Raw genomic sequence first — 20,445 nt, 5'->3', positions numbered from 1 at the left:
CCACATTCCCAGCACAATGCCCCTTTCCGCCTCAACCCTCGTCCTTCGGGCCAAGCAGCTCGAGATCGAGGCCGTTCGCCTGATGGCAAGCCGCGTGGAGCTGGCCGACCTGATCGGCCAGCTGATCCACGCCTTGCAGCGTGAACGGGGGGCCAGCAGCATCTTCCTGGCCTCGGGTGGGCAACGGCTGGCGCAGGAGCGCCAGACGGCGATGGGCGAAGCGGTCCACATCGCGTCCCGGCTGGACGAGCGCTTTGCCAGCCAGCTGGAAGCGGGCCAGACGGGGCAGACAGGGCAGACGGGCACGGCGTCGATGGTGTCGTTGATGGCCTGGGTGCAGCTCGACCTGGCCACGCTGCCGGCGCTGCGCCACTCCATCGATCAATGCCAGACCACCGCGCACGACGCCGTGGCGGCATTCAGCCGCCTGATTGCCGCGCTGCTGGAGTTGATCTTCCATCTGGCCGATGTGGCCATGTATCCGGGCATCGCCCGGCCGCTGGTGGCCTTCGTCTACCTCGTGCAGGGCAAGGAAGCCGCCGGGCAGGAGCGGGCCGTCGGGGCGCAGATGTTCGCCTCCGGCACCTGCGCCGGCACTGCGCAGCAGCGCGTGCAGCAGTTGGTGGAAGCCCAGCAGCGCAGCTTCCAGATGTTCGAGCGCTTCGCCGATCCGACGCTGCTCGCGGCATGGCGGCAACGGCAGGCCAGCGCCGCGGTTGCCGCGCAGGACGGCATGCGCCGCACGCTGCTGACCACGCCGCCGGGCGCGGCGCTGGTTCACGATGACAGCGAGAAATGGTTCGAAGTGTGCAGCGAGGTCATCACCGGCATGTGGACGCTGGAGATGCAGGTGGTGCAGGACCTGCGCAAGGCCTGCGAGACGCAGATCCAGCGCTCCCAGGCCGATCTCCAGGATTCCGCCGGGCTGCTGCGCCAGCTGCTGGACAACCCGCCGCCCCATACCCATGCCGTCGAGCGCTTTTTCGATGTGGCCGAGCAGCCCGCCGCCGCGCCGGTGCTGCCGGGCATGCCCGATGCCGCGAATGGCCCCTCCGACGTGCATGCCACCACGGTCACGTCGCTGGAGCGCCTGCTGCGCCAGCAGTCGGCACGGCTGGCGCAGACCGAAGTGGAACTCGATGCGGCCCGGCGCGCGCTCAAGGAGCGCAAGGTGATCGAGCGCGCCAAGAACGCGCTGATGGCCCGTATGGGGCTCAGCGAGGACGCCGCCTTCCGGGCCCTGCAGAAGGCGTCGATGGACAACAATCGCCGGCTGGCGGACATCGCCGAAGCCACCCTGTCCCTCACCGGGCTCGCCCTGCCCCCGCAGGACGACGATCGGCACCAGGATTGAACCCGGCCACCCACGCGCACCAAAAGCGGGCGGGCCATGCACTACCAACGCCCCCAGGATCGTCACTTGGCCCTGCCCGGCCCGTTCCCGGCCCCCACCCCTCGGCGGGCATGGAACCTGCGTCAGCACTGACATCGGGCTGATGGCGGCCTGGAAGTACACCCCCCTGTAACGCATCAAGGATAACGGCGTCCTGTCACGCGCCGGCCGTAGGCCGGGCGGACGGACGCCGTTTGTCTTTCCCGAGCCAAACGAAGCAAACGAAGTAAAACGAAGCAAACGGAGAGGAAATACACAATGGCCTATCTCGCCCCCACCGAGTTCGTCACCAAGATGGTCGATGCCGGAGAGTCCAAGCTGCTGATGTCCACGCGGGACACGCTGATCCGGTCCTATATGGCCGGCGCCATCCTGGCGCTGGCGGCGGCCTTCGCGGTGACCGTCACCGTCAACACCGGCAACGCGCTGGTGGGCGCACTGCTGTTCCCGGTCGGCTTCTGCATGCTGTACCTGATGGGCTTCGACCTGCTGACCGGCGTCTTCACGCTCGCGCCGCTGGCCGTGCTGGACCGCCGCCCGGGCGCCACCTGGGGCGGCGTCATGCGCAACTGGGGCCTGGTGTTCTGCGGCAACTTCGCCGGCGCCATCACCGTGGCGCTGTTCATGGCCATCATCTTCACCTTCGGCTTCTCCGAAGCCCCCAACGCCATTGGCCAGAAGATCGGCCACATCGGCGAAGGCCGCACCGTGGGCTACGCCGCGCACGGCGCCGCCGGCATGCTGACCCTGTTCATCCGCGCCGTGATGTGCAACTGGATGGTCTCCACGGGCGTGGTGGCCGCCATGATGTCGACCTCGGTATCCGGCAAGGTCATCGGCATGTGGATGCCCATCCTCGTGTTCTTCTACATGGGCTTCGAGCACTCCATCGTGAACATGTTCCTGTTCCCGTCGGGCCTGATGCTGGGCGGCAACTTCACCATCATGGACTACCTGATCTGGAATGAAATCCCCACCGTGCTGGGCAACCTGGTAGGCGGCCTGACCTTCGTGGGCGCCACGCTCTACAGCACGCACTACAAGACGGCCAGCAAGCGCGCGCTGGGCTGATCGCCACCCCGGCATCGAGGCGACTGCGCCATGTCCGGAAGCGGGCTCCAGGTCAGCGTCGGCCAACATTCCGACGCGGGCCGGATGGCGGTCAACCAGGACTTTCATGGCGTGACCCACCCCGCCGGCCACCACCGCGTGACCAAGGGCGTCGCGCTGGCGCTGGCGGACGGCATCAGCACCAGCGCGGTCAGTCAGATCGCCAGCGCTGCCGCCGTCCGCACCTTCCTCGAAGACTACTACTGCACCTCCGAAGCCTGGACCGTGCGGCGGGCGGCGCAGTGCGTGCTGGCCGCCGTCAATTCCTGGCTCCATGCACAGAGCCGGCACAGCGAGGCCCGCTTCGACCGCGATCGTGGCTACGTCTGCACGTTCAGCGCGCTGATCTTCAAGGCGCGGGAGGCCCACCTGCTGCATGTGGGCGATGCGCGCGTCTATCGGCTGCATCGGCATACGCTGGAGCAGCTCACCGTCGATCACCGGGTCTGCGTGTCGGCCTCCGAGGCCTATCTGGGCCGGGCGCTGGGCGCGAGCCCGTCTGTCGAGATCGACTACCGCACGTGGGGCGTGGAGCCCGGCGAGATCTACCTGCTGGCCACCGACGGCGCCTACGAATACCTGGAAGCCGCCGATATCCACCAGGCCCTGACCGCCAGTGGCGACGATCTGGACCGCGCCGCGCAGGCGCTCACGGCGCTGGCCCTGGCGCGCGGCAGCCAGGACAACGTGACGCTGCTGCTGGCCCGTGTCGACGCCCTGCCGGAACCCGGCGCCCGCAACGCGATGGCGCAGACCGGGCACCTGACCCTGCCGCCGCCGCTGGCGCCCCGCATGCAGTTCGAGGGCTACACCATCGTCCGGGCCCTGCACGGCAGCGCCCGCAGCCACGTACATCTGGCGGTGGACGACCACAGCGGGCAACCCGTGGCGCTGAAAACGCCCGCCGTGGATCAACGCGACGACCCGGCCCATCTGGAGGGCTTCCTGCTCGAGGAATGGGTCGCGCGGCGCATCGACAACCAGCACGTGCTGCGGCCCCACGCGGCGGACCGGCCCCGCAAGCACCTCTTCGTGGCGATGGAGTACCTGGAAGGCCAGACGCTCGCGCAATGGATGATCGATCATCCCCTGCCCGACCTGGACGCCGTGCGCGGCATCATCGCCCAACTGGCCACGGGGCTGCAGGCGTTCCACCGGCGCGAGATGCTGCACCAGGATCTCCGCCCCGAGAACGTCATGATCGACCGCTCGGGCACCGTCAAGATCATCGATTTCGGCTCGGTCCACGTGGCGGGGCTGGCCGAGGCCACGCGCCCGCCCCACTCGGCCATGCCGGTCGGCACGCTGCAATACACCGCGCCGGAGTACTTCGTCGGGGATGACGGCACGGCGGCGTCCGACCTGTTCTCGCTGGCCACCCTGGCCTACCAGATGCTGACCGGCAAGCTGCCCTACGGCCTGCAGGTCACCCGCATCCGCGACCGCACCGACGTCCGGCGCCTGCGCTACACCAGCCTGCGCGAGCAGCGCCCCGAGCTGCCGGCCTGGGTCGACCACGCCCTGCGGCGCGCCCTGCACCCGAACGCCCTGAAGCGGCACGAAGCCCTTTCCGAGTTCGTCCAGGCATTGCAGGCGCCCAGCGACCCGTTCTGGCAACGCGCCACGCCGCCGCTGCTGGAGCGCAACCCGCTACGGTTCTGGCAAGCGCTGGCGGCGGTTCTGGGGGTGGCGGTAGTGGTCCTGCTGGGGCTGCGGGTGATGGGGATGTAGTGGGGGTGTAGTGGGGGTGTAGTGGGGGCTGTAACCGGGGTGTAACCGAGCATCGTGATTCTTGACTAATCGTTCCAGAATCACTACATTCCCTCCATGGCCCGACCCAAAGCATTCAACAAGGACGAAGCGCTCGATGCCGCGATAGGCGTGTTCCGCGAACACGGCTTTGCGGGAACATCGGCCGGCATGCTGACGGAGGCGATGAAAATCGGCCGGCAGAGCCTCTACGACACCTTCCACGACAAGTGGGACCTCTACCGCGCGGCGGTGCAGCGCTATGCCGAGACGGAGGTCCAGGCGCATCTCGCCACGCTGCGCAGCCAGGCCAGGGCACGCGATGGCATCCAGCGCCTGATCGCCCGCGTGGTGGCTGACGCGCACACGCCGTGCCTGGGCGTTGGCTCGATCTGCGAGTTCGGGCACGGGCGCGCGGACCTGACGCAGATTCATCATGCGTCCGCACGCGTGCTGGAGGATGCCCTGACCGCCCGGATCCAGGAAGCCCAGGCCGACGGCGACATCGCCCCGGATCTCGATCCGAAACACGTGGCCGGGTTCGTGAGCGCGAACATTGCCGGTATCCGGATCGCTGCCCGTAGCGGGGCCAGCGCAGGCGATTTGCAGGCGCTGGGCAACCTCGCGCTGCGGGTGCTGGCGTGAGCCGTTTTTTTTCTCCATTTTGGAACGATCGTTCAATAAAGAAGGTAACGACATGAAAGCTGTACTGCTGCATCACCCCGATGGGCTCGCCTATGGCGACGTACCCACCCCCAATCCGGCCAAGGGCGAGGTACTGGTCGAGGTTGCCGTCGCCGGCGTGAACTTCATGGACCTTGGCGTCCGGCGCGGCCAGTTCTGGCTGGAGATGCCCTATCCGAAGGGGATGGGCGTGGAAGGGGCCGGCCGGGTCGTGGCCGTTGGCGAAGGCGTCACGGACTTCCGGCCCGGCCAGCGCGTGGCCTGGGCCTATGGCCCCGGCAGCTATGCCGAGATGGTGGTCATGCCGGCCACCTCGCTGGTGCCGCTGCCCGACGCCATCGACGATCGCGCAGCCGCCTCCGTGATGATGGCGGGACTCACCGCCAGCCACTTCGCCACCGAGTTCTATCCGGTGCAACCGGGCGACATCGCGCTCGTGCACGCGGCCGCCGGCGGGGTTGGCCTGCTGTTGACGCAGATCATCAAGCTGCGGGGCGGCATGGTCATTGGCCGCGTCTCGTCGGAGAGCAAGGCGGAGATCGCCCGGCGGACCGGCGCCGACCATGTCATCGTGGACACCGCCGGGGCGTTTGCCGAAGCGGCCGTGCGGCTGTCGGGTGGCGAAGGCGTGCACGTGGTCTATGACGGCTCCGGCCCGGCCACCTTCCAGGGTTCGCTCGATGCGCTCCGCGTTGCCGGCACGTTCTGCTGGTACGGGCCGGTGCTCGGCGGCCCCGGCACGCTCGACATCATGAGCCTGCCGAAGAGCATCAAGCTGGGCTACGCGGTATTCGCCCATCACGTGCGCACGCCCGAATTGCTGCGCGCGCGGGCAGCCCGGCTGTTCCAGTGGATGATCGAGGGGAAATTGCACCCGAGTATCGGGCAGGTTTATCCGCTGGCGGAGGCGGCAACGGCCCTCGCCCAGATGGAGAGCCGGGCTTCGGCGGGAAAATTGCTGCTGATTCCGTAAAAAAACCCGCCCAGCCTTGCGGCCGGGCGGGAAATCGCTTCCACGGGAAGGACGGCGAAAGCGTTAGCGCACGGGTTAGCCCACGAGCTAGCGCACGGATTTGAATGCCGCGCGGAGTTCCTCGGCAAACAGTTGCGGCTGCTCCCAGGCGGCGAAATGCCCGCCCTTGGCGGTCTGGTGGTAGTACATCAGCGACGGGTAGGCCTGCTTGCTCCAGCTTTCCGGCGCGCGGTAAATCTCGTGCGGAAATACGCTGATCGCCACCGGCACCTTGATCTCGCGCGTCTTCTGCGCATCGGCGCTGAAGTTGTTGTTATTGTTTTCCCAATAGAAACGCGAGGAAGACGCGCCCGTATTGGTCAGCCAATACAGGGTGATGTCGTTCAGGATGGCGTCGCGGGACACCACGCGCTCGGGCACGCCGCCGCTGTCGCTCCATTGCGCGATTTTCTCGTAGGTCCAGGCGGCCAGGCCCAGCGGAGAATCCGAGAGCGCGTAGCCAATGGTCTGCGGCCGCGTCACCATCATTGCGCCGTAGGCGGCGTTGCGGCCGAAGAATGTGCTCAGCGACTGGTAGGCATCGCGCTCCGGGGCGGTCAGTTCCGAGGGCGCCGGATCGCCGCTGAGAATCGACTTCATCAGCGGACCCGGCACGGTGGCGGGCATATTCAGATGGATGGCCAGCAAGCCTTTCGGTGCCTGCCGCGCAAGGGCGTCGGAAATCACCGAGCCATGGTCGCCACCCTGTGACACATAGTGCGTATAACCCAGCCGCCTCATCAAGACATCCCAAGCGCGCGCGGTGCGGTCCGGCCCCCAGCCCAGTTCGGTGGGCTTGCCGGAAAAGCCATAGCCGGGAATCGACGGAATCACGACATCGAACGCGTCATCCGGCGAGCCGCCATAGTCCGTCGGGTCGGTCAGCGGGCCAATGGTCTTGGTGAACTCGAAAATCGAGCCCGGCCAGCCGTGCGTCAGGATGACCGGCAACGCATTGGGGTGGCGCGAGCGGACGTGGATGAAATGAATATCCACCCCGTCGATCGTCGTGACAAATTGGGGCAGCGCATTCAGTTCTTTCTCGGCCTTGCGCCAGTCATATTGGGATCCCCAATATTTGACGAGTTCCTGAACCCGTGCCGTCTGGATGCCCTGGGATTCATCGCTGACGGTTTCCTTGTCGGGCCAGCGTGTGGCGGCAATCCGCTTGCGCAAATCGTCGAGCTGGCGCTGGGGCACATGCACCTTGAACGGTCGAATACTCTCGTCGGTGCTCGCGCGCTGCGCGGCAGCCGCCTTCGGCGCCGGGTCGGCGGCAAATACGGGTTGCATGGCGCCGGCAAAACCAATGGCCGCGAGCATTGCCGCGCCAGAAATGGCCCGGCGGGCCAATGCGAATTGCCGAACGGATGGGGTCACTGCACGGGTCATAAAGATATCTCCTGGTTGATTCGCCCAATGCAAAGACATGGGCTTGCACGAACCCACGCAGTGTGGCGGCCAAGTAGCGGCTCAACGTGTCGCCAATGCACGGTTTTGGCTCGCCATGTATCCTCACGCGGCCAGATACATTGCGATACAGAGTCAGATGGATGGCGAGCCGGCCGGCTGATATAACAGACCCGAAAATCGGCACCGTTTTTCCTTCGTCCCTCCTCCTCAAGATCAAGAAAAAAGTGATGAACTTCGAATCATTCGCCTCCCCCGCCTTTTTCGAGAATCCATACCCGCTGTACGACCAGATCCGCAACGCGGGCGCCCTGCTGCCGCTCGGGCCAAACATCTTTGTCACCGGCCAGTTCACGGTGATCGATGCCCTGCTGCGCGACCGCCGCATGGGCAAGACCTACCTCCAGAGCGTGCAGGCGCGCTACGGCGAAGCCGCCACGCAGGACCCGGTGTTCCAGGCGCTGAGCCGCACCTTCCTGATGATGAATCCGCCGGCGCATACCCGGCTGCGCGCGCTGCTCATGCAGGCGTTCAACCGCAAGCAGGTGGAGGGGCTGCGCGAGATCGTCGAGGCCACCACGCAAGGGCTGCTCGACCGCATCGGCGACAAACTCGGCGACAAATTCGGCGACAACCCCGAATTCGACCTGATCGCCGATTTCGCCTTGCCGCTGCCGGTGGAGATCATCTGCCGGCTCCTGAATATCCCGGCCGCTGACGGCGTCGCACTCGGCACGGCCGCCAGCCGGCTGGCCTCCGCGCTCGATCTCGCACCGCTCAACGCCACCCAGCTCGCGGCGGCGAACGAGGCGGCGCTTCAGCTGGAGGCGTATTTCCAGAGCGTGGTGGCGCAGCGGCGCGCGCATCCCGGCGAGGATCTGATCTCCAGCCTGCTCGGCGCGGAGGACAACGGCGCCACCCTCAGCGAGGCCGAGATCATCTCGAACGTGATCCTGCTGTTCGTGGCCGGCCATGAAACCACCTCGAACATGATCGGCAACAGCATGATTGCGCTGTTCCGGGCGCCCGCCGAGCTGGCGCGCATGAAGGCGCAGTTGTCCGACACCGCAGCGGTCTCGCAAGCCGTGGCCGAATGCCTGCGCTATGACGGCGCGGTGCAGATGGTGGTGCGCACGGCGTTCGAGGAGGTCTCCGTGGCAGACGTGACTGTCCCGCGCGGCAGCATCGTCTTCATGCTGATTGGCGCCGCCAACCGCGATCCAGCCGTGTACAACGACCCAGACCGCCTCGACCTCTCCCGCGACGCCGTGCCGTCGCTCGCCTTCGGCGGCGGGATTCACTACTGCCTCGGCACCCGGCTGGCCACGCTCGAACTCGAATCGGCAATAACGGGCGTGCTCAGCCGCTTCCCGGCCTTGCAGCCGGTTGACCTGGATCAACTCTCCTGGCACCGCCGCAACAACCTGCGCGGCGTGGAGACGCTGAAGGTTCGCGCGCGGTAAGCGAGGGAGCGGTCCCACAGGGCTGGGGTATCCTTGCGTGTTCCCTGCGCACCTATCCCCAGCCATCATGACCACGCCAAATACTCCCCCCGACATCCGCCTGACCAGCTTTTCCCACGGGGGCGGATGCGGCTGCAAGATCGCGCCGGGGGTGCTGTCCGAAATCCTGCGCGGCAGTGGCGGGCTGCCCATGCCGCCGGAGTTGCTGGTCGGCATCGAGACCGCCGATGACGCGGCGGTCTACCAGCTGAACGACGATCAAGCGCTGATCGCGACCACGGATTTCTTCATGCCGATTGTCGACAACCCGTTCGACTTCGGCCGCATTGCCGCCACCAATGCCATCAGCGACGTCTACGCCATGGGCGGACGGCCGATCATGGCGCTGGCGCTGGTGGCGATGCCGGTCAACCAGTTGCCGATCGAGGTGATCGGCCAGGTGATGGCAGGCGGTCAGGCGGTGTGCCGCGCGGCCGGTATCCCGATTGCGGGCGGGCACACCATCGACTCGGTCGAGCCGATCTACGGGCTGGTGGTGATGGGTCTGGCGCATCCGTCGAAGATCCGCCGCAACCGCGATGCCCGCGCCGGCGATGTGCTCGTGCTCGGCAAGCCGCTCGGCGTGGGCGTGCTGTCCGCCGCGCTGAAGAAGGGCCAGCTTGCCGATGACGGCTACGCGCGGCTGATCGACACCACCACGCGCCTGAACACCCCCGGCATGGCCCTCGCGGCGCTGGACGGCGTGCATGCGCTGACCGACGTGACCGGCTTCGGCATCGCCGGCCACACGCTGGAGCTGGCGCGCGGCGCCGGCCTGCGCGCGGTGCTGGACTGGTCCGCCCTGCCCCTGCTGCCCGGCGTGGCCGCGCTGGCCGGGCAGGGCCATGTCACCGGGGCCTCGCGCCGGAACTGGGAGGGCTATGGCGCCGAGGTGCAGCTCGATGCCGGCCTGCCCGCCATCGCCCAGTCCCTGCTGACCGACCCGCAGACCAGCGGCGGACTGCTGGTCAGTTGCGCGCCGCAGGCGGTGGATGCCGTCCTGCGCATCTTCCGGGAACAGGGCTTCGGCGAGGCCGCTGTAGTCGGCCACATGGAAGCCGGCACACCCGGCCTGGCGGTGCGCGCATGAAGCCAGTCGTCCGCGTGGAGGATCGGCACGCCTTCGATACGCTGATCGATGCCCGCTCGCCCGCAGAGTTCGCCATCGATCACATTCCAGGGGCCGTGAACTGCCCGGTGCTGGACAACGAGGAGCGCCGCATCGTCGGCACGCTCTACAAGCAGGCTGGCGCCTTCGAGGCGCGGCGGGTGGGCGGTGCGATGGTGGCGGCCAACCTCGCCCGCCATCTGCGCGAATCCTTCGCAGACCGCCCGGCGGGCTGGAAGCCGCTGGTCTATTGCTGGCGCGGCGGGCTGCGCAGCGGATCGATGACCACCTGGCTGCGCATGGTCGGCTGGGACGCCCAGCAACTGGCCGGCGGCTACAAGTCCTGGCGCCGGCATGTGATCGACACTCTCGCCGTGCAGGCCCCGCTGCTGCCGCTGGTGGTGGTGTGCGGCGCCACGGGCAGCGCCAAGACGCGGCTGCTGCACGCACTGGCCGCGCAGGGCGAGCAAACCCTGGACCTGGAGGGGCTGGCGCGGCACAAGGGATCGCTGCTCGGCGCCGTGCCGGATCACCCCCAGCCCTCGCAGACCGCCTTCGAAACCGCCCTCGCGGCGGGGGTCGAAGGGCTGGATTTTTCCCGCCCTCTATATATAGAGGGCGAAGGCCCGCGGATCGGCCAGCTGAACCTGCCGGTGGCGCTGGTCGCCCGCATGCGCGCCGCGCCCTGCGTGGAGATCCAGGCGGCGCTGCCGGCGCGGCTGGACTTCCTGCTGCGGGACTACGCCTACCTCGGCGAGCGGCCGCAGTGGCTGGCCGACCAGCTCGCGCACCTCAAGCCGCTGCACGGCAAGGACACCATCACCGCCTGGCAGGCCATGGCCCACGCCGGCAACCTGCCCCAGCTCTTCGCCGAACTGGCGACGCGGCACTACGACCCCGCCTACGCGCGCTCCCAGCGCAAGCATTTTTTTGCCTGGGACCAGCGCTCCGTGATCCCGGCGGACGACCTGTCCCCGGAAGGGATTACAGCCCTGGCACGGGAGATCGCAGCGACGGAAGGGGGAACAGAATGGGCAACAGAAGCGGCAAAGCGAACAAGACAGGGCGGATAAGCCACCGCCAGCAAGCCGGGCGAACTTCCTTCACAATAGCGCCCTGACGCCACACCGGAGCACGCTGGCAGCCCCCGAGGCAGGACACAGATCCCGCCCGCCAGTGCGTGGTGATCCATAAATGCTTGCGATCTCTCTCCTTATGTCCGCGCCCTCCGGAAACTTCGACACCCTACCCGACCTCCCCACCGACTCCTCCGACGCCTCCACCCCCCGCAACCGCTCGGCCGACCGCCGCGCGCTGCTGGCATTGGGCGTGGGCAGCTTCGGCATCGGCACCGGCGAATTCGTCATCATGGGCCTGCTGCCCGACGCCGCCCGCGACCTGGCCATCTCGATTCCCGAAGCCGGCCACCTGATCAGCGCCTACGCGCTGGGCGTGGTGGTCGGCGCGCCGCTGCTGGCCGTGCTCGGCGCGCGCTGGCCGCGCCGCAACCTGCTGATCGCGCTGATGACGTTCTTCGCCGCCGGCAACTTTGCCAGCGCGCTGGCGCCGTCCTATGCGTCGATGATCGTCGCGCGGCTGGTGACCGGTTTCCCGCATGGCACCTACTTCGGCGTGGCCGCGCTGGTGGCCGCCGGTCTGGTCCCGCGCGAGAAACGGGCCCAGGCCGTGGGGCTGGTCATGCTCGGGCTGACCATCGCCACGCTGGTCGGGGTGCCGATCGCCGCCGCCATCGGTACATGGCTCGGCTGGCGCGCGGCCTTCGTGATCGTGGGCGCCATTGGCGTGCTGACAGTGCTGCTGGTGCTGGCCTGGGTGCCCTTCGTGCCGGCGGACCGCCACGCCAGCCCGTTGCGGGAGCTGGGCGCGCTGGCGCGCAAGCAGGTCTGGCTGACGCTCGGCATCGGCGCCATCGGCTTCGGCGGCCTGTTCGCCGTGTTCAGCTATATCAAGCCGACCATGCTCGAAGTGGCCCATCTGCCGGCCAGCGGCATCCCGGTGGTGCTGGCGCTGTTCGGCGTGGGCATGGTCGCCGGCAACCTCGCCGGTGCCAAGCTGGCGGACAAGGCGCTGATGCCGACCATCGGCGGCGTGCTGGTCTGGTCCGCGCTGGTGCTGGCGGCCTTTGTCTTCACCGCGCCGCATCCGTGGCTCGCGTCGCTCAACGTGCTGCTGATCGGCACGGGCGTCGCGCTGGGCCCAGCCTTGCAGATTCGGCTGATGGATGTGGCGGGGGATGCACAAACCCTGGCCGCCGCGCTCAACCACTCCGCCTTCAACCTGGCCAATGCGCTGGGCGCCTGGCTCGGGGGCGTGACAATTGCCGCCGGGCTCGGCTGGACTTCCACCGGCTGGGTGGGCCTGCTGCTGGCGCTGGGCGGGCTGCTGGTCTTCGGGTGGTCACTGCGCAGCGCGCCGCGCCGCGAGGTTACGGCCGCTGCATAGCGGCGTCTTCCACCACGCGGTGGACGAACTCCAGCTTGGCCACCACCTGCGGGGAGAGCGTGAACGGGTAGCTGTCCGGCACGCCCAGGCTCCGGTTCAGGCTGTTCAGCGCGTAGGTGAGCGGGAACCAGCGGTTCATCAGGCTGCGGAAGGACGAATCCTCCACCGGCGTCTGATCGGTCAGCGTCGGCTCCTGCGCCCCCTCGGGTCGCAGCACCAGCCCGCAGGACACGGCGGTATCGAGCGTATCGACGATATGGAGGTAGTGGGCCCAGGTTTCGGCCCAGTCCTCCCACGGGTGCATGGTGGCGTAGGCGCTGATGAACGCGTCCTGCCAGTCTGGCGGCAGGTTGCCCTCGTAGTACTGCTGCAGGGCGGTGTTGTAGTCCACCCGCTCGTCGCCAAAGCGCGCGCGGAACGGCTCCACCCAGCGCGTGCCATCCACCAGCCGCGTGAAGTAGTAGTGCCCCACCTCGTGCCGGAAGTGGCCCAGCAGCGTGCGGTAGGGCTCGTGCATGGCGGTGCGGGTCAGCTCGCGGTGGGCGTCGTCGGCCTCGGCGATGTTGATCGTGATGCGGCCGTTGTCGTGGCCGGTGAGCACCCTGCTGTGGTCGTCGGCGTCCTGGAGGAAGTCGAACTGCAGGCCGCCGTCGGGGTCGTCGTCGCGCGAGTCGATCGGCAGGTTCAGGGCCAGCAGGGTATAGAGCAGGCGCCGCTTGGCCACCTCCAGCCGGTACCAGTAGAGCCGGTTGTCCGGAACGTCCAGGTTGGGGATGGTATCGGTCAGCACGCAGGACTGGCACAGCGTGTCCTCGCTGTCCGCCGGCACCATCCAGTTGCAGACGGCCTCCACGCGATAGTTATGGCAGCGCCGGTAGAGCGTGCCGGCGGTATCGGGTTGCAGGCTGCGCCAGCCGGCGTCGTCATCGCCCTCGAACGCGGCGATCTGGGAAATATCCGGCAGGAAGCCGAGCGTGGCGTTGCAGCGCTCGCAGGTAACGTTTTCAAAAAAGACGAGGTTGCCGCAGCGATTGCAGTGGAATGTCTTCATGGTCAGAGGGTGTTGGCCAGTCCGGACCGGCCTCGGGTCAGCATATCGCAAGAGCCATGCCGGAGCGGCATGATCAGCGCAAGATGACCGAAAAAGCCGTGTGATCCATCCGCTTGCGTATAATCCGGGCTTCCGTGGCCAACGCGCCGCGGACTGGCCACGGGCCATTCCATACCGGTCGGCGCGCCGCGCCGCCACCTTCGCGGAAGTGCATCGCCCCCCCCCCGGGCGGCCGTCACTTCTTGTTGTTCCCCTTGTTGCTCCCCTTCGTGCCCCCGACATGCGCAAACTTCCCAGGCTCGCCCTCAGCCTTGTGCTGGTTGCTCTGATCCAGCTACTCCCGTTTTCGTACTCGTCAGCCTTTGCCGCCGAAGCGGCTTCGGCCGCCGATGCGCCCGAAGCCGTCACCCTGACCCACGTCGAGGCGATGGCCGAACTGAAGCGCCTGCAGATTGCGCAGGACGAGATCAAGCAGCAGGCCTCCGGCAGCTCGAACAACCCCAAGCTCGACGGCCTGGACGACGCCCTGCGCCAGTTGGCCGCCGATGTGGACAAGCTGACCGCCACGCTGACCGCCCAGCGCGCCGCCCTGCAGGCCCAGCTCGATGTGCTGGGTCCGCCACCTGACGCGGGCACCGCCAAGGAAGCCCCCGCCGTGGCGCGGCAGCGCGCCGAACTGAACGCGCGCAAGGCGCAGCTGGACGAGGAACGCAAGCAGACCGCCGACAGCCAGGAAAATATCGCCAACCTGAAGGATCAGGTGGCCAAGCTGCACCGCAGCCAGTTGCGCGACCAGCTTGCGCTGCGCTCGGACAGCATCCTCAATCCGCAGTTCTGGGCGCCGCTGATCCAGCGCACCGCCGAAGACCGCGAGCGGTTGGGTGCGCTGCGGGACGAGGTGGTGCCGCTGCTGGCGCTGGCGTGGCAGCCTGCGCAGCGCGTAAGCACGGTGCTGTGGCTGGTGTTCGCGCTGGCCGTGTGGTCGCTGGGCCGCCGGCTGCTCGAGCGCGGCGCGGCGTGGTTCTGCCTGACCCAACTGCCCGAGACCCGGCTGCGGCGCAGCGCGCTGGCGCTGGCCATGGCACTGACCACGGTGCTGACGACGGCCCTCGCGGCGCAGATCGTCTTCTCCACCTTCACGCGCGGCTATGAACTGACGCCGGAATTCCAGGAACTGATCGCCCAGCTGGGCAAGCTGATGATGACCAGCGCGCTGATCGCCGGCCTGGGCCGGGCGCTGCTCTGTACAAAGCATCCGTCCTGGCGCCTGCCGGCGCTGGCCGACCCCGTCGCGCTGGCCATGAAGCCCTTCCCGACCGTGCTGGCTGGCCTGTTGCTGCTGGCGGGCACGCTGGAACTGCTGAGCCGCCTGGCCGATACCAGCGTGCAGGTCACGCTGCTGGGCCGGGGGCTGGTCTCGCTGGTGGTGGTGCTGACCATCGGCGCCGCACTGCTGCGCGCCAACCGCGTGCGCACGGAGCTGGCCGCCGCCGGCGAGCGCCCCGAGGCGCGCGCCACGCTGGCCGGGCTGATCCATGCCGCCGTGACGGTGGTGGTCATCGTGTCGATGGTGGCGCTGCTGATCGGCTATATCAGCGTGGCCCGCTTCCTGACCTACGAGCTGGTCTGGTTCGACATCGTCCTGTGCACGCTCTACCTGCTCACCCAGCTCACGCGCGATGTCTGCGAGACGATGTTCTCGTCAGCGCACCGCAGCGGGCGCGTGATCAAGCAGCTGTTCGGGGTGGACGACAGCCATCTGGACCAGGTATCGACGGTGCTCTCCGGCATTGGCGCCAGCCTGCTGTTGCTGATGGCCGTGCTGGCGCTGCTCACAGGTGGCTTTGGCACCACACCGGCGGACCTGCTCAATACGCTGCTGACCGTGCTCGGCGGCGAGAAGCTGCGCAGCCTGAACATCATGCCGGACCGCATCCTGAACGCGGTGATCGCGCTCGCGGTGGGGATCTGGCTGATGCGCGCCGTGCGCCGCTGGCTGGACCAGGAACTGCTGCCCAAGGTGTGCGGCGAGCCAGGCCTGCGCGCGTCGTTGATCACGCTGTTCAGCAACGTCGGCTATGTGCTGCTGGTGCTGCTTACGCTGTCGCTGCTGGGCGTGAAATGGGAGAACCTGGCCTGGATCGTCAGCGCGCTGTCGGTGGGTATCGGTTTCGGCCTGCAGGAGATCGTGAAGAACTTCGTCTCGGGCCTGATCCTGCTGACGGAGCGGCCGGTGAAGGTGGGCGACATGGTCAGCCTGGCCGGCGTGGAGGGCGACATCCGCCGCATCAACGTGCGCGCCACCGAGATCCAGCTGGGCGACCGCTCGACGGTGATCGTGCCCAACTCGCAGCTGATCTCCCAGAACCTGCGCAACGTGACCATGAGCAACAGCACGCAGGGGGTGGCCACGCTCCAGCTGACCTTCCCGCTGAACATCGACCCGGAGGAGGTGCGCGACCTGCTGCTGGAGGCCTACCGCGAGAACGAGGCCATCCTCGACATTCCCGCCCCCTCGGTCACGTTCAGCCAGCTGGCGCCGAACGGCATCACGCTGAGCGTGACGGGCTACGTGAACAGCCCGCGCATCGCCGCCAACACCAAGAGCGACCTGCTGTTCGAGATCCTCAAGCGGCTGCGCGCAGCCGATATCGCCCTGTCGGTGCCGCAGACGCTGCGGCTGGAAAACACCTCCGCCGCGCTGGGCACCTAGCCCCCGGTCCGGGTCGGACACGGTGTAGAGTGCGGGAGGCCGCCATCGGGCCGCCTCCCCCTCACCCCTTCGACAAGGAACCGACATGACGCTGCACATCGACCGCCTCGACCATCTCGTCCTCAACGTGAAAGACGTGGAAGCCAGCGCCGCCTGGTACGAGCAGGTGCTCGGCATGCAGCGCGAGGATTTCGCGTCGCGCACGGGCACGCGGGTATCGGTGAAGTTCGGCCAACAGAAGATCAACCTGCGCCCGGTGGGCGAAGACACCGTGGCGTGGTTCACCGGCGTGCACCCCACCGCCGGCAGCGACGACCTCTGCTTCATCACCCGTATGCCGCCGGCCGAGGTCATGGCCCACTTCCTGGCCCACAGGGTGCCGGTGGAGGCGGGGCCGGCGCAGCGCACCGGCGCGCTCGGGCCGATCACCTCGGTCTACTGCCGCGACCCGGACGGCAATCTGGTGGAAGTGGCCAGCTATCCGGCCGACTGATGGCGGCGACCTAAGCTGGGCGGCCTGATCGGCCTTTAAGTCTGTCTTAAGCTTCCGTACCTACAGTGGGGCCATCCCTCCCACCACAACAAAGGTGACGCGATGACCCCTCAAGATACCCAGGCACTCGACAACTTCCTGACCCAGCTGACGCAGGCCCGCGCGCAGGGCAAGGACCCGCAGGCCGCCGCGATGATCGCCGACGCCGTGGCGCGGCAGCCCGACGCCGCCTACCTGCTGGTACAGCGCGCCATGCTGCTCGACCACGCGCTGGCCGACGCCCGCGCGCAGATCGCCGGGCTGCAACAACAACTCCAGCAACTCCAGCAACTCCAGCAGGCGCAGGCGGCCCAGGGCTACGGCACGCGCGGCTTTGCCGATGGCGACGTGGCGTGGGGCAACAGCGTCGGGCGCGGCGTGGCGCCGGTCCAGCCGGTCTCCGCAGCACCCGCGGCCCCCGCAGCCCCGATGCAGCCGGCCCCGCCCGCGCGCGGCGGCTTCCTCAGTGGCGGGTTCGGCAGCGCGCTGGGCAGCATCGCCACCACGGCGGCCGGCGTGGCCGGCGGCGCGTTCCTGTTCCAGGGAATCGAACACCTGTTCAACGGCGGCGGTGGCGGCGGCAACATTGGCGGCAACAGCGGCGGCAACAGCGGCAACGGCTTCCTCGGGGGCCAGCCATCGGAAACCATCGTCAATAACTACTTCGACGATGGGCAAGCCCCCAGCAGCGGCTCGGCGGACAGCGGCTACCTCGATGCCGGGCTGGACGACTTCCTGGACGACGACTCGTCGCAGGTCTGAGCGGGGGCGCTCTCCCCTCTCCCAGAGGGCGAGGGGAGACAACCAGCGCTACACTGGCGCCACCGCCCACCTCCGCGAGCCCTCCCATGTCCGAACAGCGCCTGCTCTATCCCCCGATCGAACCCTACGCCACCGGCATGCTCGATGTGGGCGACGGGCACGTGGTGTACTACGAACGTGTGGGCACGCCCGGCGCCAAGCCGGCCGTGTTCCTCCATGGCGGCCCCGGCGGCGGGATCTCGCCCGACCATCGCCGCCTGTTCGACCCGGCGCGCTACGACGTGCTGCTGTTCGACCAGCGCGGCTGCGGGCGCTCCACCCCGCATGCCGGGCTGGACGCCAATACCACCTGGCACCTCGTGGCCGACATCGAACGGCTGCGCGCGCTGGCCGGCGTGGAGCGCTGGCTGGTATTCGGCGGCTCGTGGGGTTCCTCGCTGGCGCTGGCCTATGCCGAGACGCATCCCGAACGGACCAGCGCGCTGGTGCTGCGCGGCGTGTACACGGTCTCGCAGGCGGAGCTGGACTGGTACTACCAGTACGGGGTTTCCGAGATGTTCCCGGACAAGTGGGCGCGCTTCCAGGCGCCCGTGCCGGAAGCCGAGCGCGGCAACATGATGGCCGCCTACCGCAAGCTGCTGACCGGCGCCGACGAGGCCAAGCAGCTGGAGGCCGCGCAGGCGTGGAGCGTCTGGGAAGGGGAAACCATCACGCTGCTGCCCAGCCCGGACAACAGCGCCAAGCACGCCGACGCGCATTTCGCGCTGGCCTTCGCCCGGCTCGAGAATCATTACTTCACGCACCGCTGCTGGTTCGAGGACGGCCAGCTGCTGCGCGATGCGCATCGGCTGGCCGGCATCCCCGGGGTGATCGTGCATGGCCGCTACGACATGCCGTGCCCGGTGCGCTACGCGTTCGCGCTGCACGCGGCGTGGCCCGAGGCGGAGTTCCATCTGGTCGAGGGTGCCGGGCATGCCTGGACCGAGCCCGGCATCATGCACCAGCTGATCGCCGCGACCGACCGGTTCGCCGCGCAACCGTGACGACTGCCGGATTCCGCTGACTGCAAGGGCGTGTCCGCACGCCCGTGTTGGCTAGCTCACAAACGCCCCGCGCGCGCGCCCGGCGCAGGCTTTCGCCCCCCACGGCAGCGACCTATCCTGAACTCACGGGCGCTAGCTGGCACCACCCTGCACCATGCAGCGGCAGCCCGGATTCATCGAATGCGGGAGCGGTCATGACGCTGCGTAGCCTGTTGTTCATCGCCTCCATCGGACTCGCCTGGGCATCGCCCGCCCCGGCCGCCGGATGCCAGTACGACATGCAGTGCAAAGGGGAGCGGATCTGCCAGATGGGGCAGTGCGTCTCCCCCGATGCCGAGGAGGCCGCCGAGCCCGCACCCAAACCGCCCGCCGCCCGTGCCACTCCCATACCCACTCCCATGCCCACCCCCACCGCCGCCACGGCCCCGCGCCTGTGCTGCACCGTGGCCGGCAAGCTCAAGCTGGCCCCCGGCACCGACAACGGCCTCGCGGCCGGCGAGGCCTGCCAGGGCCTGACCAGCTCGGGCAAACCCGTGCCGGGATCGGTCTGCTAGCGCGGCGCCGCCGCCCTCCGGGAGGGGGCCGGCACGCGGCGCCCCGCCAAAGTGCCGAAAAAAGCCAATGAATACTTTGGCGCATCGATATGACTGTTTTCGCGGCGGGGAACGCGCTGGTTGTACCTGCCAGATCGCTGGTCTAGACTGCACTTGGCGGCCTGTCAGGAGACCAACGATGCTGCCTACGCCCCTCTCGGAACGGATGCTCTCCCGCGGCATGCTAGACGTGCTGATCCGGGCCGGCCTGATCGCCGTGCTCTCGGTGTTCTGCTTCCGGATCTTCTACCCCTTCCTCGACCTCGTCCTGTGGTCGGTCATCCTCGCCATCACGATCTACCCCTTGCACGTCCGGCTGTGCGCCCGCATGGGCAACCGCAGCGGCCGCGCGGCCACGCTCATCGTCCTGCTCTCGCTGGCGTTGATCATGGTGCCGGCCTACCTGCTCGGGATCGCGCTGCTCCAGTCGGCGGAGGAGGCCATGAACGCCGTGCGCGGCGGCGACATGCGCATTCCGCAGCCGCCGGACTTCGTGGCCAGCTGGCCGCTGATCGGCCAGCGCCTGCACGATGTGTGGATGCAGGCCGCCACCGACATGTCCAGCCTGGTACAGAAGTTCCTGCCCCAGTTGCGCGACATGAGCCTGCTGCTGCTGGGCAAGCTGGCCGGACTGGGTGTGGCCATGCTGGTGTTCATCTTCGCGCTGATCATTGCCGGCGTGATCATGGCCTATGGCGAGAAAGGCCACCGCAGCTCGGAGCAGATCGCCTCGCGCATCTTCGGGCTTGACCGCGGGCCGCGCATCGCCGCGCTGTGCACCGCCACCATCCGCGCCGTGGCGCAGGGCGTGGTGGGCATCGCCTTCATCCAGATGCTGCTGATCGGCCTCGGCTTCGTGCTCAAGGGCGTGCCGGGCGCCGGCGTGCTGGCGCTGGTGGTACTGCTCCTGGGCATCATGCAGCTGCCGGCCACGCTGATCACCCTGCCCGTGATCGCCTACGTGCTCTACACGGAGGGGCCGAACGTGGCGACCATTACGTTCGCGATCTACGAGTTCATTGCCGGGCTGGCCGACAACGTGCTCAAGCCGCTGATGCTCGGGCGCGGCGTGGATGTGCCGATGCCCGTGGTGCTGATCGGCGCCCTGGGTGGCATGGTCACCGGAGGCGTCATCGGCCTGTTCATCGGCCCCGTGATGCTGTCCGTGGGCTATCGGCTGTTCTGGCTGTGGGTGGAAGAACCGCCCCTGGCCAGCGAGCCCGTGGCCATCGAGGTGGTGTCCGGCGAGCCCCTGCCCGGCGCACCCGGCGCAACCGCGGTGGCCCCCGTAGAGATCCCGCGGGCCTGACGCGGACATGC

At 68.1% G+C, this 20,445-nt stretch carries 17 protein-coding genes; 15 read left to right on the top strand and 2 right to left on the bottom strand.

Annotation, left to right across the window (positions count from 1 at the left end; all coding sequences use genetic code 11):
• The first annotated feature begins 16 nt into the window (after positions 1 to 16).
• The 5 genes from AB4120_RS09380 (at position 17) to AB4120_RS09360 (ending at position 5,909) form a co-directional block, all read left to right on the top strand.
• Complete coding sequence (locus tag AB4120_RS09380) at positions 17 to 1,354, top strand: nitrate- and nitrite sensing domain-containing protein (protein ID WP_441642169.1); 1,338 nt, start codon at positions 17 to 19, stop codon at positions 1,352 to 1,354.
• Between the two features lie 297 nt (positions 1,355 to 1,651).
• Positions 1,652 to 2,464: a formate/nitrite transporter family protein gene (locus AB4120_RS09375; protein WP_149138132.1), complete on the top strand. Its 813-nt coding sequence runs from the start codon at positions 1,652 to 1,654 to the stop codon at positions 2,462 to 2,464.
• A 30-nt stretch (positions 2,465 to 2,494) separates the two neighbouring features.
• Positions 2,495 to 4,234: a bifunctional protein-serine/threonine kinase/phosphatase gene (locus AB4120_RS09370; RefSeq protein ID WP_149138133.1), complete on the top strand. Its 1,740-nt coding sequence runs from the start codon at positions 2,495 to 2,497 to the stop codon at positions 4,232 to 4,234.
• Between the two features lie 96 nt (positions 4,235 to 4,330).
• The gene (locus AB4120_RS09365) at positions 4,331 to 4,897 is read left to right on the top strand and encodes a TetR/AcrR family transcriptional regulator (RefSeq protein ID WP_149138134.1); all 567 of its coding nucleotides are present in this window, start codon (positions 4,331 to 4,333) and stop codon (positions 4,895 to 4,897) included.
• Between the two features lie 52 nt (positions 4,898 to 4,949).
• Positions 4,950 to 5,909, top strand: coding sequence for a quinone oxidoreductase family protein (locus AB4120_RS09360; RefSeq protein ID WP_149138135.1), 960 nt, complete (start codon positions 4,950 to 4,952; stop codon positions 5,907 to 5,909).
• An 87-nt stretch (positions 5,910 to 5,996) separates the two neighbouring features.
• Here AB4120_RS09360 and AB4120_RS09355 read toward each other — a convergent pair whose 3' ends face one another.
• Positions 5,997 to 7,271, bottom strand: a complete 1,275-nt coding sequence (locus AB4120_RS09355; protein WP_441642205.1) for an epoxide hydrolase family protein — start codon at positions 7,269 to 7,271, stop codon at positions 5,997 to 5,999.
• Positions 7,272 to 7,588: 317 nt separating this feature from the next.
• On the opposite strand from AB4120_RS09355, the gene AB4120_RS09350 reads away from it, so the two are divergent.
• From AB4120_RS09350 to AB4120_RS09335, 4 genes are all read left to right on the top strand, one after another.
• Complete coding sequence (locus AB4120_RS09350) at positions 7,589 to 8,821, top strand: cytochrome P450 (RefSeq protein ID WP_149138136.1); 1,233 nt, start codon at positions 7,589 to 7,591, stop codon at positions 8,819 to 8,821.
• Positions 8,822 to 8,888: 67 nt separating this feature from the next.
• Positions 8,889 to 9,950, top strand: coding sequence for a selenide, water dikinase SelD (selD, locus tag AB4120_RS09345; protein WP_441642168.1), 1,062 nt, complete (start codon positions 8,889 to 8,891; stop codon positions 9,948 to 9,950).
• Positions 9,947 to 11,041 (top strand): tRNA 2-selenouridine(34) synthase MnmH, encoded by a 1,095-nt coding sequence (gene mnmH / locus AB4120_RS09340; protein ID WP_149138137.1) that lies wholly within the window; start codon positions 9,947 to 9,949, stop codon positions 11,039 to 11,041. Before selD ends, mnmH begins: the two co-directional genes overlap by 4 nt.
• Positions 11,042 to 11,183: 142 nt before the next feature.
• Complete coding sequence (locus AB4120_RS09335; protein WP_441642167.1) at positions 11,184 to 12,431, top strand: MFS transporter; 1,248 nt, start codon at positions 11,184 to 11,186, stop codon at positions 12,429 to 12,431.
• On the opposite strand, the gene AB4120_RS09330 is transcribed toward AB4120_RS09335, so the two are convergent.
• Entirely contained in the window at positions 12,415 to 13,482 is a 1,068-nt protein-coding gene (locus tag AB4120_RS09330; RefSeq protein WP_149138139.1) for a zinc-binding metallopeptidase family protein, read from the bottom strand. The two genes, AB4120_RS09335 and AB4120_RS09330, sit on opposite strands and share 17 nt — an antisense overlap.
• 280 nt (positions 13,483 to 13,762) lie before the next feature.
• Here AB4120_RS09330 and AB4120_RS09325 point away from each other — a divergent pair, with 280 nt between their 5' ends.
• The 6 genes from AB4120_RS09325 (at position 13,763) to AB4120_RS09300 (ending at position 20,434) form a co-directional block, all read left to right on the top strand.
• On the top strand, positions 13,763 to 16,195 hold the full coding sequence (locus AB4120_RS09325) for a DUF3772 domain-containing protein (protein WP_149138140.1): 2,433 nt from the start codon (positions 13,763 to 13,765) through the stop codon (positions 16,193 to 16,195).
• Between the two features lie 85 nt (positions 16,196 to 16,280).
• The gene (locus tag AB4120_RS09320) at positions 16,281 to 16,688 is read left to right on the top strand and encodes a VOC family protein (protein WP_149138141.1); all 408 of its coding nucleotides are present in this window, start codon (positions 16,281 to 16,283) and stop codon (positions 16,686 to 16,688) included.
• 102 nt (positions 16,689 to 16,790) lie between these two features.
• Positions 16,791 to 17,489: a DUF2076 family protein gene (locus AB4120_RS09315; RefSeq protein WP_441642166.1), complete on the top strand. Its 699-nt coding sequence runs from the start codon at positions 16,791 to 16,793 to the stop codon at positions 17,487 to 17,489.
• An 86-nt stretch (positions 17,490 to 17,575) separates the two neighbouring features.
• Positions 17,576 to 18,532 (top strand): prolyl aminopeptidase, encoded by a 957-nt coding sequence (gene pip, locus AB4120_RS09310; protein ID WP_149138142.1) that lies wholly within the window; start codon positions 17,576 to 17,578, stop codon positions 18,530 to 18,532.
• Positions 18,533 to 18,726: 194 nt separating this feature from the next.
• Complete coding sequence (locus AB4120_RS09305; RefSeq protein ID WP_149138143.1) at positions 18,727 to 19,086, top strand: hypothetical protein; 360 nt, start codon at positions 18,727 to 18,729, stop codon at positions 19,084 to 19,086.
• 178 nt (positions 19,087 to 19,264) lie between these two features.
• A complete protein-coding gene (locus AB4120_RS09300) occupies positions 19,265 to 20,434 on the top strand; it encodes an AI-2E family transporter (protein WP_149138144.1) in 1,170 nt (389 codons plus the stop codon).
• Positions 20,435 to 20,445: the final 11 nt, after the last annotated feature.

Source organism: Cupriavidus sp. 2KB_3 (assembly GCF_052115685.1).
Taxonomy (GTDB): domain Bacteria; phylum Pseudomonadota; class Gammaproteobacteria; order Burkholderiales; family Burkholderiaceae; genus Cupriavidus; species Cupriavidus campinensis.
This window is presented reverse-complemented; position numbering and strand designations above follow the sequence as displayed.